The organism is Arthrobacter monumenti (assembly GCF_054511255.1).
Genome location: NZ_JBTNCY010000005.1, coordinates 182,084 through 194,044, shown reverse-complemented (window position 1 = coordinate 194,044; position 11,961 = coordinate 182,084). Strand labels below are relative to the sequence as shown.

The following is an 11,961-nucleotide window of genomic DNA, read 5'->3' as shown; positions in this document are numbered from 1 at the left end:
AGGCGCATGACGGAATTCGCGAAACGAACCGTCGAGGTCGAGGGCATCCGCTTCAATCTCCGATCCGGCGGGAACGGCGGACCGCGCTTCCTGCTGGTGCACGGCATAGGCGTTTCGCACCGCTACTTCCTGCCGCAGGCGCGCGAACTGGCGCAGTATGCCACCGTTTTGATGGTCGACCTTCCCGGATTCGGCGGCACGCCCAAGCCGGATCATAGCCTAGGAATCGGCGACTTCGCCCGGCTCACGCTGGCGGCCCTGAAAATGGACGACGACGGCGGCCCGGCAGTCGTCGTCGGGCATTCCATGGGGACGCAGATCGCCATAGAAATGGCGCGGCAGCAGCCTGCGGCGGTTGCCGGCATCGTGCTGCTGGGTCCGACGGCGGACCGCGCCGCCCGCAGCGCGCCGGCACAGGGCTGGCGGCTGCTGAAGGACACTTTCCGCGAACCGTTTCTGTCCAACGTCGTCGTGTTCAGCGACTATTTGCGCTGTGGTCCTGTCTGGTACGCCAGGATCCTGCCGGCGATGCTCAATTACGAGACCGAGAACCGGATCCGGGAAATCGAGACATCGGTGGTCGTCGCCCGCGGAGAATTCGATCCCATCGCGCCCCGCGGCTGGGTGCACCAGCTGGCCGGCCTGAGCCGCAACGGCCGGGCCGCCGAGATTGCAGGCAAACCCCATGTGGTGATGTTCAACCACCCGAAAGCCGTTGCGCAGCTGTGCATGGAAGCGGCGTCGCGATGTTGAGAACAGGCCCGCTTCGCCGGATCTTCCGCCTGTCCCACCGCGGCTGGTCCTGGTTCCTGGACTACATTTACGTGGCGTTCTGGCAGGTCCACGGCTTCCTGTTCCGCACCGATGCCGCACGCTACCTGCAGGACGTGGATCCCCGCTGCCGCCCGGTGCTGCTCCTGCCTGGAATCTACGAGCGCTGGCAGTTCATGCACCCGATCGCCGAGCGGCTGCACGACCGCGGCCACCCGGTCCACGTGGTGGATGCACTCGGCTACAACCGCGGCTCGGTCGCCAAAATGGCAGGTCTGGTCCAGGACTATCTGTCCATGCACGACCTGGAGGACGTGTACATCGTTGCGCATAGCAAGGGCGGACTCATCGGCAAATACGTAATGTCCGGCGACGGCGACGACGACGGCGGCCGGGTCGCCGGGATGGCCGCCATCAATACCCCTTTCTCCGGCTCCGTGTACGCCCGGTTCTTCCTGCTGCCGAGCATCCGCGCCTTCGCCCCCTCGAACAAGATCCTCCGCACCCTGGCCGGAAACCAAGGTGTGAACAGCCGCATCACCTCCATCTACAGCGCGTGGGATCCACACATTCCCGGCGGCAGCCACCTCTCCGGCGCCACCAACATCGAGCTGGAGTTGCATGGCCACTTCCGGACCCTTGCCGATCCCGGACTGCTGACCGCCGTCGAGCACGCCGTGGGTGCGCCGCCATCGGAAAACAAGGGATAACCAGCGGCTGAACGGCGACGCGTCTAGAATCATCTGGTGCCCAGACTCCTTGCCGACCTCACTCCGCTGAAGGAGAGCCCTGAATTCAGACGGCTGTGGACCGGCACCGCACTTTCCGCGATCGGAACGCAGCTGACCCTCGTGGCAGTCAGCCTGCAGGTCTACGAATTAACCGGGTCGAGCCTCTACGTCGGGCTGCTCGGCCTTGTGGGGCTGCTGCCGCTCGTGGTGGCCGGACTCTACGGCGGATCCATCGTCGACGCCTACGACCGCCGGAAGGTGGCGCTTGCCTCCGCCGCGGTGCTCTGGGTCAGCACGATGGGCATCGCCGCGCAGGCCTGGCTGGGATTGGACAGCATTTGGGTCCTGTATGGACTCATCGCCCTGCACAGTGGCGCCGCCGGGATTAACCAACCGGCACGCAGTGCCATCATCCCGCGGCTGGTCCGTCCGGAATTGCTGCCTTCAGCTAACGCACTGACCATGATCACCTTTGCGGTCGGGATGACCATTGGGCCGCTGGTGGCCGGCTTGCTGGTCGCCCAGATCGGCTACGGCTGGACGTACACGTTCGACGTCGTCACCTTCACCGCCGCGCTGTGGGCCCTGCTCAAACTCCCATCGATGCCGCCCGAAGGTCACATCCAGAAGGCCGGGCTCCGGTCCGTGCTGGAGGGTTTCCGCTTCCTGTCCACCCGGCCGAACATCAGGATGACGTTCCTGGTGGATCTGGCCGCGATGGTGCTGGCACAGCCGCGGGCGTTGCTCCCGGCGATTGGCGCCGTACTGATTGGTGGCGGCGAGCTGACGGCAGGAATCCTGCTTGCGGCGATGGCACTGGGTGCTACGTTGGCGGGCGTCTTCTCCGGACCGCTGGGAGGTATCCGCCGGCAGGGCAATGCCGTCCTATGGTCCATCACCTCGTGGGGATTATCGGTGTCCGCGTTCGGCATCGTAGTGGTCCTTGCCGGCCGCAGCGAGCACATCGGTATCAGCATCTGGATCATTCCGGCCGCCGCCTGCCTGGTGCTGGCAGGTATCTCCGACTCGGTCAGCAGCGTTTTCCGCACCACCATCCTGCAGGCCGCGACACCCGACGCGATGCGGGGGAGGCTGCAGGGTGTCTTCATCGTCGTCGTCGCCGGCGGACCTCGGCTGGGCGATGCGGTGGCCGGCGGCAATGGCGAGTGGATCGGCGAAGGCTGGGCCGCCGTCGTCGGGGGTATTGCCTGCATCGCCGGGGTGTGGTTGCTGGCGAAATGGCAGCCGCGGTTTGCCCACTACGACGCGCGGCATCCCGAGCCCTGAACTGGGCGAGACACCAACTCTACGATTGAGAAGTCACTCGTGGTTGTTTTGCGGTCTCAAAACAACCACTACTGACTTCTCAATTGTCTGCGCGGGCGGGCGACGCTGGGCAGCAGGCAGCTGGCGCGGAACAGGCCGCATCGGCCGTGCGTTGTACCGGATGAAGCGCTCGACAAACGTAGCGCTCGAGGTTGGCTGAGAAGGAGACCGGTTCAGTTGCACAACCATTTCAACGGCTTGAAGACGGCCGCGCTGTTCGGCGTGATGTTCGCCGTCCTGCTCGGTATCGGCGCGCTCATTTCCGCCGGCACGGGCAGCAGCATGTTCCTGTGGCTTTTCGCTCTGATCGGCGTAGGCACCACCATCTATGGGTACTGGAACAGCGACAAGATCGCCATCCGCGCCATGAAGGCCTTTCCCGTCACTGAGGCCGAAGCGCCGCAGATGTACCGCATCGTCCGCGAACTTTCCGCCCGCGCAAACCAGCCGACGCCCCGGCTGTATATCTCGCCGACACCGGCACCGAATGCGTTCGCCACCGGACGCAACCCCGAGAACGCGGCCGTGTGCTGCACGGACGGCATCCTGCGGATGATGAATGAGCGCGAGCTCCGCGGAGTGCTCGGGCACGAACTGATGCATGTGTACAACCGAGACATTCTGACATCATCGGTCGCTGCGGCGGTGGCCGGAGTTATTACATCGGTGGCCCAGTTCATGCTGTTCTTCGGCGGCGGACGGGACCGTGGCGGCAACCCGCTGGCGATGATTGCGACGGCGCTGCTGGCACCGTTTGCGGCGATGCTGATTCAGATGGCGATTACCAGGACACGCGAATTCGACGCCGATGAAGACGGCGCGAAACTCACGGACGATCCGCTCGCGCTCGCCTCCGCGTTGCGGAAGCTCGACGTCGGGACGCAACGGAATCCGCTACCGCAGGAACAACGCCTGGTCAACGCATCACACCTGATGATCGCCAACCCGTTCAAGGGCGGCAATCTCAAGAAACTGTTCTCGACCCATCCGCCCATGGATGAGCGGGTGGCCCGTCTGGAGAAGATGGCAGGACGCCAGCTCCAGTAGGAACTACCGGTAGTTGACGAACTGCAGGTCGACGTCGAGGTCTGATTCCTTGAGCAGCGACATGGTGGCCTGCAGGTCATCACGACTCTTGGAAGTGACACGCAGTTCGTCGCCCTGGATGGTGGACTTCACGCCTTTGGGGCCCTCGTCGCGGATGAGCTTGTTGATCTTCTTCGCCTGGTCCTGGGCGATGCCTTCCTTGATGGAGGCTTCGATCCGGTACTCCTTGCCGGAAGCATAGGGCTCGCCCGAGTCGAGTGACTTCAGCGAAATGCCACGCTTGACCAGCTTGGACTGGAACACATCCAGCACTGCCTTGACCCGCTCTTCCGAGTTGGCCTTCATCAGGATCTTCTCGCCGCTGAAGTCGACCTCGGCTCCAACGCCTTTGAAATCGTAGCGCTGGGACAGTTCTTTCTGGGCCTGGTTGAGGGCGTTGGACACTTCCTGGGTATCGACCTTGCTGACGACGTCGAATGAAGACTCGCTGGCCATGTTTCCTCCTGGATCTAGGGACTGCTTTTGGACCAGCCTACTGTTTCAGGCGCCGGAAGACAGGAAAGGGACGGTCGTTCCCAGTCCGCTCCCAGCATTCTTTGCGGGGATCTCTACCTCTGACCGGAAGACTGGAGGGACTACCGGTTGCATTGATGAACTATTTCGAGGAGGTTCGGTTGGTACGCCGCCGAAAGTACTTCATTCGTTCTATGAGAGCCGCGGCAGGAACGTTTCTTGCTACTGCAACGATGGCGGGATCCGTTGCCATGGGCTCCGGCCCGGCCGCTGCCGCTAAAACCGCAGCTCCTGTATTTCAGCAGGACATTCTCCGGACGGTTGCGGTCGCCCCACTGTTGACCCAGCGGAAGGAACTCACTTCCGAGCAGGAGGAACGCATCAGCGGTGTCAGGCAGGACCTGGATGTCGCCGTGTGGTTGGGGCAGGTGACCCGCGAGCAGGCGGACCGGTTCGCAGCCCAGCTTGAGGACCGCATCATCCGGGGACTGTAAACATCAAAAGTCCTCCTGCCGGAGCCCGATTCGATTCTGTGGCCAATCCCTTGTACAGTTTTACTGCTCCCTCGTTGAGGGAGTAAGTTCTTTTGAACAGCGTTCAAACGGGCACACGGCAGATTACCCGAGTGGCCAAAGGGGGCTGACTGTAAATCAGCTGGCATCGCCTACGGGGGTTCGAATCCCTCATCTGCCACCGAACGAAAAAGCCTCTCCGGCCAGTGGAAACACCGGTCCGGAGGGGCTTTTTCGTTGACTCAGCCGTCCAACTATCCAGCGACTATCGGTCGGCGATAGACCTAACCGTGCGCCGGCCTCAGCCTCGCCTCAACCTGGCCCTCCACGATGCGCGTCTCGAAATGCGGCTGCGGCGCAGTCGCCGGACCGTGGATGACTTCGCCGGTCCGGAGCGAGAACACACTCTGGTGCCACGGGCACTCAACGCAGGGATCGCCGTCGTCGATCAGTTTGCCCTCATTCAGCGGGCCGCCAAGGTGGCTGCAGGTAGCGGCAAGGGCCCGGACGGTTCCGTACCGGCGGAACAGGACCAATGGGGTTTCGCCGATCGTGCCGCCCGTCAGTTTGCCCTCTTCCAGCGAATCCAAGCTTGCAACCTGATGCCAGCCGGAGGGCACGTTGTTCGGGATGTCGATGACCCGGCTGATGGCCGCTCCCTGCCGGTAGGCGAGATGTCCGCCAATGAAGCCCCCGGTGGAGACGGCGGCCATTCCCGCCAGGCTGAAGATCTTGCCGGCCTTCTCCCTGCCGGTGCACCGTTGGATCAAGGAGATGGCATACAAGCCGGTTGCCACCACGTTCACCCCGGCATGCACCAAACCCGTACGTTGCGGGCCGGGTTCGGACTTGGACCAGTCCACCAGGCCAGAGGCGACTGCCGGGAGTACGGCGGCGATGCCGGTACCGACGAGGATTGCGGAGGCCTTCTGTGTGCCGGAAAACTTATCCAGGATGGAGGCCGACGTCCAGGCGCCAATCGGTATCTGCACCATCACCGGGTGTAACGGGTGTCCGAAGGGAACTCCATGGAGCAGATCCCTGAGGTCGCGTTGGCGGATGACGTTCTTGACCACCTTGCGGATGCTCTTGGCCGCAGGATCCAGCCAGGTCGCGTTCTCCAGCTGGTTAATGGAATCCATAAAGGGCAGTGACTTCATGCGGAACTCCTCGGTTTGTCGCCATTGAACAAGTGGGAACCACGTAGGGGAAAGCCTACGCCGGTTTGGCATGGTTGCAACCGGTCTATTCGCTGGTGCTGAAGATGCGGCTGAGTATCCGATCATGCGCTCAGCGAACAGCGCTGTTCTCTATCGGGCGGGGCGTATAGCGTGGGGGAATGGCTACTGTAGAAGTTACTGAAGCAAGCTTGGCTCCGACGCTTGAAGACAACAACATTGTGTTCGTTGATTTCTGGGCGGATTGGTGCCAGCCCTGCAAGCAGTTCGCCCCGACGTACGAGGCCGTCTCCGATAAGCATGACGACGTCGTTTTCGCCAAGGTGGACACCGAGGCCGAGCAGCAGCTCGCCGCGGCAGCAGGCATCACCTCCATTCCCACTTTGATGGCCTTCCGCGAGAAGGTTTTGGTTTTCTCCCAGCCAGGCGCGCTTAACGCGGCTCAGCTGGACCAGGTGATCGATGCCGTCAAGGATCTGGACATGGAAAAGGTCCACGCCGAGATCGCAAACCGTGAGGACGAGGCACCTGCCGAGGCCAGCGGGGAAGAAACGATCAAGGGCGAATCCGCCAGCTAAACTTTCCGGCAGGTGGAACGTCCACCTCTTGGAGCTTAGGTTGATGCCTGCCCGCGCAAGCGGGCGGCTGTATCATGCCTGTCAATGTAAGAAAGGTCCCTGCCGGTCATACCGGCGGGGACTTTTTTGGATCCGGTTGGAAATGTGGAGCGCAACACACTGTTTGGTAGCCTGCTCTTGAGCCAACGCGGGTGTCACCAAAGGAGTTCGAGCTTGCAGTCGTATACCTCAGCACCGTCCGACCAGCCACTGCTGGACGCCACCATCGGAGATCATTTCGAGCGCACCGCCGCCAGGTTTGCGGACAACGATGCGTTGATCGAGGCCGCCACCGGCCGCCGCTGGAGCTACGCGGAGCTCAACGCAGAAGTCGACCGGCTGGCCCGTGGACTCCTCGCGATGGGAGTGGAGAAGGGCGACCGGATCGGCATCTGGTCCACGAACTGTGCGGAATGGACAATACTGCAGTACGCCACCGCCAAGGCCGGCGCCATCCTGGTGAACGTAAACCCCGCCTACCGGTCCCATGAGCTCCAATTTGTCGTCAAACAGTGCGGGATGCGCATGCTGGTCGTTGCGCCGTCGGACAAGAACAGCGACTTCGTCGGAATGGGCCGCGAAGCCATCGAGGCCTGCCCTGACCTGGTTGAACTGGTCCTGATTGACGGGAACGACGACGACGCGGCGGCCGGGCAGGGCGAGGTCACCTTTGCCGGGGTCTCGGCCAGGTCAGCGGAAGTGGATCCGGCCGCACTGCAGGAACGGATGGCGGGGCTGGACCAGCATGACGCCATTAACCTGCAGTACACCTCGGGCACCACCGGTTTTCCGAAGGGTGCAACCCTCACGCACCACAACATCCTCAATAACGGCTTCTTCATCGGCGAACTGCTCAACTACACCGATCAGGACCGGGTCGTCATTCCGGTGCCGTTCTACCACTGCTTCGGGATGGTGATCGGAAATCTGAACGCACTCTCGCACGGCGCTGCCACCATCATCCCGGGCCGAGGCTTCAGCCCCTCAGCCACGCTTCAGGCAGTACAGGACTACCGCGGGACTTCGCTTTACGGCGTGCCGACAATGTTCATCGGCGAACTCGCGCTGGACAACTTCGCCAAGTACGACCTGTCCTCCCTGCGCACCGGCGTCATGGCCGGCTCAACCTGCCCGGTTGAGATCATGAAGCGGGTGGTCAATGAGATGAACATGGCCGAAGTCGCGATCTGCTACGGCATGACCGAGACGTCGCCGGTGTCCACCATGACCCGGCCGGACGACAGCCTGGCCCGGCGCACGGAGACCGTCGGGCGCACCATGCCGCATCTGGAAAATCAGATCATCGACCCCATCAGCGGCGACGTCGTCGAACACGGTGAACTGGGCGAATTCTGCACCCGCGGCTACAGCGTGATGAAGGGATACTGGAACGCTCCGGAGAAAACCGCCGAGGCGATCGACGCGGATGGCTGGATGCACACCGGCGATCTGGCCCGGATGGACGAGGACGGCTACATCACCATTGAGGGCCGGATCAAGGACATGGTGATCCGTGGCGGCGAGAACATTTATCCGCGCGAGATCGAAGAGTTCCTCTATCAGCATCCGTCGATCCAGGACGTGCAGGTTATCGGTGTCCCGGATGAACGCTACGGCGAGGAGCTCATGGCGTGCATTATCCTCAATCCCGACGCCGGCATCCTGACCGTCGAAGATGTCACCGAGTTCTGCCGGGGGAGATTGGCGCACTACAAGATTCCGCGCTACATCGATGTGCGGGAAAGCTTCCCGATGACGGTGTCCGGCAAGATCCGCAAGGTCGAGATGCGCCAGGACGCCATTGACAAGCTCGGACTTGGCTGAGCGTCTTGGCTGACCGGCTGACCGCTGATTGACTGGCCGGCTGATTGGCCAAGTCGGCTTGATCCGCCAGCCGCTCGATGGTCCGGGCCAAAATCTCCGCACGCGTTTCCGGCGTGCGGGCTTTGAGCAGCGGCAGGATCAGGGCATACCGGGTTGACCGGTCCAGACGCTCGAAGGCGGCACTTGCGGAAGGGTTGCCAGCCAGGGCGGCTGTGAGATCGGCTGGTACGACGGCGGTGCGCTGCGATTCGTACGCCGCATCCCAACGGACGTCCGCCCGGGCGGCCCGGGTCTCTATCAGTCCTGCCGGCCGCATCCGTCCCGCCGCTGGAGCACGGGTCAGGATGGGGGCTGCATAGGTCAGCTCTAGACATTAAAGGGTTGTGGTGCACGGTTCAGTTCAGACCAACACTTGCGGAGCAGGCGAATTTAGATTGGGTCGTGCAGTGACTGAATGAGCTGGCCGACCATTTGTTCCATAGTGGCAAAGCGGAAGGCTCGGTCCCTGAGGGAGGCGATTCGGCGCGACCGGATGAACATCAGCCGCGCCAGGCGGCGTGACTGGGTTTGTGCGGCTTCGACCCTGCTGCGCCGGCGCCGCACGTAGAGTTCCAGGGCGTTCGGAAGGAAGTTCGCATCGGTTCGGGACAATTCGTCGGCCAGCACGGCGGCGGATTCCATTGCCATGGATGCGCCGATTCCGGCGGTTGGCAGGAACGCGGTGGCCGCGTCTCCGACCAGAGCCACCCGGCCCTGTACCCACTGTGGTGCGCGGACATCGGCCATCGGCCAGAGAAAGAGCGGCTCGTCATCGCCCGGCAGGTCCGCAAGGAAGTTATCGATAGGAACGCCGTAGGGACTGAGCAGCGCCGCGAGCCGGTCAGTCCGCCCGTCCGGCCGATCGGGCTGCAGGACATCCAGTGGTGCGCCTGCGATGACGCACAACCGCTCCCGGCACGGATAGGTGCCGAGGAAACTCCCGGCACCCCACCTCTCGGTCGTCTCTGCGGTGCCCGCTAGGGACGGATCTGCCCACCACACGTAGCATCCCCACCCGGTACCGCGCTCGGGGACGTGGCCGAACAACAGCGCGCGCACGCGTGAGTGAATCCCGTCCGCTCCAATGACCAGGTCGAAGGTTCCGGCCACACCATCATCGAATTCAACGTCGACCTGATCTCCGGTCTGTTTAAGGCCGTCAATGCCAACTCCGTCGCGGACTTCGACACCGGCCAGGGCGGGCTGGAGGATATCGAGCAGATCCGAGCGGTCGATGATGCCGAGATGGCCATAAGAACTGATACTCGTCGGCATTGACGAGCTGGTGAGCAGCCTCCCGGCCCCGTCCCTGGCGACGTACTTCTCCATGGGTGCGCTCTTTGCGACGAAGTCGCTATGGACACCAAGTGCATGGAAGACTCGGCTTCCGTGTGGCCACAATGCCAGGCCGTAGCCCTGGCCGGTGCCTTCGCGACGTCGGTCAATGACGACTCCGGAGTGGCCCTGACGGCCTAATAAACCGGCCAGTGTAAGCCCGGCGATGCCGGCGCCAACAATGAGAATTCGCATCCTTTACTCCTTTGATGTGGTCCTGTTCCATCGGAGCAGGGGCTTCTGATGTCCTCCGGGGTTGCTCACTGTTGGGTGAGGCCGCGCAACAATGCGTCGATTCCCTTGGCCGGCGCGAAGTCCGTCGCGGGTTCAATGAGCTGGCTGATGAGGAGGCCGTCGACGAGGGCCAGCAGGCAGCGCAGGTGGGTGGCCGGATCAGATGATCCGATACTCACAAGAGCCGGGACCGCCCATGTGGACATCTCCTCACGGGCGTTGTGAATCTCCTGGCATAGAACTGGGTTGCTTGTTGCCTCCACGAACACGGCTTGGCGGGCCTGGGTGAGTCCACGGTGTTCATCGCTGAGTTCTTCGACCAGTCTGCCCATGGCTTCGGAAAATTTGCCAATATCCCCCGATTCCAGACCGATAGTGAGTCCGCCCCACACCGCCATCTCGCGTTCAAGGATCCTCTGGAGCACACCCGTCAGCAATGAATCCCTCGTGCGGAAAAGATTCGATGCCGACCCCGGGGCGAGACCGGCCTGCGCGTCCACGGCCCGGTGTGTCAGGTGCCGTGCTCCGCCCGCGGCCAGCACTTCAATGGCGGCATCAAGGAGATGTTCAAATCTCTGGCTCATAGACAAAAACTACACCCGTAGTTACGATCACTACAAATGTTGTTTAGAAGAAGGGATAGCGGAACGTGTCCATCGGCTACTTGGTTGGCGTAGTTGTGCTCGGTGCCTGCGCACTTTGCGCACTCCGGCCGGTCCGCAGCCACGGCACCCTCGGAATCAGCGTCTATCTGGTCGGTATGGTCTACAACGAGATGCCGATCCTCGCGATTGGCCTGGGCGTGGCATCCACGCTCCAGACGTTCGACGCAAAGGACCCGGTGTCGCCGTCCGGCCTTGTATCGCTTGGCCTGATGGTGCTCGTGCTGGCCGCTTTAGGCCATATTGCATGGCAGGCGGTACGGTCCCGCCGGGTTCCCGAGCAGGCCCTGTGCGCAGCACTCGGGCCGAAGTGGCGGGCGGAAATCTCACCATGGCTGGCAGAGGGTCTGCGTACCCGTCCGCGCCCGGTACGGGCGTTTCTGGTTCCGTTCCTGCGCAGACGGTTCGACGTCGAGCGTATTTCGAACATCGCGTACGGAGACGCCGGGCGGCGGAACAGACTCGACGTCTATCGGAACCGGTCGCGAACCTCCGGCCGTCCGGTACTCGTCCATTTCCACGGAGGTCACTTCGTTTCAGGGGCGAAGAACCGGGAGTCACTGCCCTTGATCCATCGGATGGCAAGCCGCGGCTGGGTGTGCATCAGCGCGAATTACAGGCTGGGCCCCAAGGCCAGCTTTCCGGATTACATCGTGGACGCGAAGCGGGTACTTGCCTGGGTCCGCGAGCATGGCCAGGACTATGGCGCAGATTCCTCCACCCTCTTCGTCGCCGGCAACTCCGCGGGGGGTTACCTCGCCTCATTTGCGGCGCTGACCACGAATAAGGCTGAGTTTCAGCCCGGCTTTGAAGATGCAGACACCTCAGTTGCCGGCGCGATCTGCCTGTACGGCTATTACGGCCGAACGGATTCTGCACTCCGCAGCACCCCGGCGGCTCACATCAACGCCGACGCCCCGCCGTTTTATATCGTTCACGGTGACAAGGACACGATGGTGCCCGTGGAATGGGCCCGTGAGTTTGCTGGTGCGCTCGACGAGGTGTCGCACCAGCCGGTCATCTACACGGAGTTGCCGGACGCCCAGCACTCGTTCGACTACTTCAACACGTTGCGGACGGGCTTGGTAGTAGACCGGATCGAGGCCTTCACCGCCTGGGTGCGAAGCACACGAGAGGTCTCGGTGCTGAAGCCACAGTAAAGCTCGACATGA

General features: G+C 62.6%; 12 protein-coding genes, 1 tRNA gene and 1 pseudogene. 9 read left to right on the top strand and 5 right to left on the bottom strand.

Going from position 1 to position 11,961, the window contains the following annotated elements; genetic code table 11:
- Positions 1-6 precede the first annotated feature (6 nt).
- The 4 genes from ACX80B_RS09290 to htpX all read left to right on the top strand — a co-directional run bounded on the left by ACX80B_RS09290 (position 7) and on the right by htpX (position 3,875).
- A complete protein-coding gene (locus tag ACX80B_RS09290; protein ID WP_459295351.1) occupies positions 7-753 on the top strand; it encodes an alpha/beta fold hydrolase in 747 nt (248 codons plus the stop codon).
- Positions 747-1,481, top strand: a complete 735-nt coding sequence (locus ACX80B_RS09285) for an esterase/lipase family protein (RefSeq protein ID WP_459295349.1) — start codon at positions 747-749, stop codon at positions 1,479-1,481. Before ACX80B_RS09290 ends, ACX80B_RS09285 begins: the two co-directional genes overlap by 7 nt.
- Positions 1,482-1,517: 36 nt before the next feature.
- Positions 1,518-2,789 (top strand): MFS transporter, encoded by a 1,272-nt coding sequence (locus ACX80B_RS09280; protein WP_459295347.1) that lies wholly within the window; start codon positions 1,518-1,520, stop codon positions 2,787-2,789.
- A gap of 216 nt (positions 2,790-3,005) precedes the next feature.
- Entirely contained in the window at positions 3,006-3,875 is an 870-nt protein-coding gene (gene htpX, locus ACX80B_RS09275) for a zinc metalloprotease HtpX (protein WP_459295345.1), read from the top strand.
- Positions 3,876-3,878: 3 nt separating this feature from the next.
- On the opposite strand, the gene ACX80B_RS09270 is transcribed toward htpX, so the two are convergent.
- Positions 3,879-4,370, bottom strand: a complete 492-nt coding sequence (locus ACX80B_RS09270) for a YajQ family cyclic di-GMP-binding protein (RefSeq protein ID WP_459295343.1) — start codon at positions 4,368-4,370, stop codon at positions 3,879-3,881.
- A 251-nt stretch (positions 4,371-4,621) separates the two neighbouring features.
- Between ACX80B_RS09270 and ACX80B_RS09265 the strand changes: the two genes are divergently transcribed.
- Both ACX80B_RS09265 and ACX80B_RS09260 read left to right on the top strand, forming a co-directional pair.
- Positions 4,622-4,882 (top strand): hypothetical protein, encoded by a 261-nt coding sequence (locus ACX80B_RS09265; protein WP_459295341.1) that lies wholly within the window; start codon positions 4,622-4,624, stop codon positions 4,880-4,882.
- A 117-nt stretch (positions 4,883-4,999) separates the two neighbouring features.
- Positions 5,000-5,081 (top strand) — tRNA-Tyr (locus ACX80B_RS09260).
- Between the two features lie 103 nt (positions 5,082-5,184).
- Here the strand turns inward: ACX80B_RS09260 and ACX80B_RS09255 are convergent.
- Positions 5,185-6,060: a Rieske (2Fe-2S) protein gene (locus tag ACX80B_RS09255; protein ID WP_459295339.1), complete on the bottom strand. Its 876-nt coding sequence runs from the start codon at positions 6,058-6,060 to the stop codon at positions 5,185-5,187.
- 179 nt (positions 6,061-6,239) lie between these two features.
- Between ACX80B_RS09255 and ACX80B_RS09250 the strand changes: the two genes are divergently transcribed.
- Together ACX80B_RS09250 and ACX80B_RS09245 are read left to right on the top strand one after the other, a co-directional pair.
- The gene (locus tag ACX80B_RS09250; protein ID WP_459295337.1) at positions 6,240-6,656 is read left to right on the top strand and encodes a thioredoxin family protein; all 417 of its coding nucleotides are present in this window, start codon (positions 6,240-6,242) and stop codon (positions 6,654-6,656) included.
- Positions 6,657-6,869: 213 nt separating this feature from the next.
- Positions 6,870-8,519 (top strand): AMP-binding protein, encoded by a 1,650-nt coding sequence (locus tag ACX80B_RS09245; RefSeq protein WP_459295336.1) that lies wholly within the window; start codon positions 6,870-6,872, stop codon positions 8,517-8,519.
- 73 nt (positions 8,520-8,592) lie between these two features.
- Here the strand turns inward: ACX80B_RS09245 and ACX80B_RS09240 are convergent.
- The 3 genes and pseudogenes from ACX80B_RS09240 to ACX80B_RS09230 form a co-directional block, all read right to left on the bottom strand.
- A pseudogene (locus ACX80B_RS09240) lies at positions 8,593-8,835 on the bottom strand (YdeI/OmpD-associated family protein); the annotation flags it as partial.
- Between the two features lie 113 nt (positions 8,836-8,948).
- Positions 8,949-10,088 carry an FAD-dependent oxidoreductase gene (locus ACX80B_RS09235; RefSeq protein ID WP_459295334.1) on the bottom strand — a complete coding sequence of 380 codons (1,140 nt, stop codon included), beginning with the start codon at positions 10,086-10,088 and terminating at the stop codon, positions 8,949-8,951.
- Between the two features lie 65 nt (positions 10,089-10,153).
- Positions 10,154-10,711, bottom strand: coding sequence for a TetR/AcrR family transcriptional regulator (locus ACX80B_RS09230; protein WP_459295332.1), 558 nt, complete (start codon positions 10,709-10,711; stop codon positions 10,154-10,156).
- 65 nt (positions 10,712-10,776) lie between these two features.
- Here ACX80B_RS09230 and ACX80B_RS09225 point away from each other — a divergent pair, with 65 nt between their 5' ends.
- Positions 10,777-11,949, top strand: a complete 1,173-nt coding sequence (locus ACX80B_RS09225; protein ID WP_459295330.1) for an alpha/beta hydrolase — start codon at positions 10,777-10,779, stop codon at positions 11,947-11,949.
- Positions 11,950-11,961 lie beyond the last annotated feature (12 nt).

Excerpts from the sequence above, each read along its gene's own strand:
- ACX80B_RS09290 (WP_459295351.1), top strand. The coding sequence starts at position 7 with ATGACGGAATTCGCGAAACGAACCGTCGAGGTCGAGGGCATCCGCTTC.
- ACX80B_RS09285 (WP_459295349.1), top strand. The coding sequence starts at position 747 with ATGTTGAGAACAGGCCCGCTTCGCCGGATCTTCCGCCTGTCCCACCGC.
- ACX80B_RS09270 (WP_459295343.1), bottom strand. The coding sequence starts at position 4,370 with ATGGCCAGCGAGTCTTCATTCGACGTCGTCAGCAAGGTCGATACCCAG.
- ACX80B_RS09265 (WP_459295341.1), top strand. The coding sequence starts at position 4,622 with ATGGCGGGATCCGTTGCCATGGGCTCCGGCCCGGCCGCTGCCGCTAAA.
- ACX80B_RS09255 (WP_459295339.1), bottom strand. The coding sequence starts at position 6,060 with ATGAAGTCACTGCCCTTTATGGATTCCATTAACCAGCTGGAGAACGCG.
- ACX80B_RS09250 (WP_459295337.1), top strand. The coding sequence starts at position 6,240 with ATGGCTACTGTAGAAGTTACTGAAGCAAGCTTGGCTCCGACGCTTGAA.
- ACX80B_RS09235 (WP_459295334.1), bottom strand. The coding sequence starts at position 10,088 with ATGCGAATTCTCATTGTTGGCGCCGGCATCGCCGGGCTTACACTGGCC.
- ACX80B_RS09230 (WP_459295332.1), bottom strand. The coding sequence starts at position 10,711 with ATGAGCCAGAGATTTGAACATCTCCTTGATGCCGCCATTGAAGTGCTG.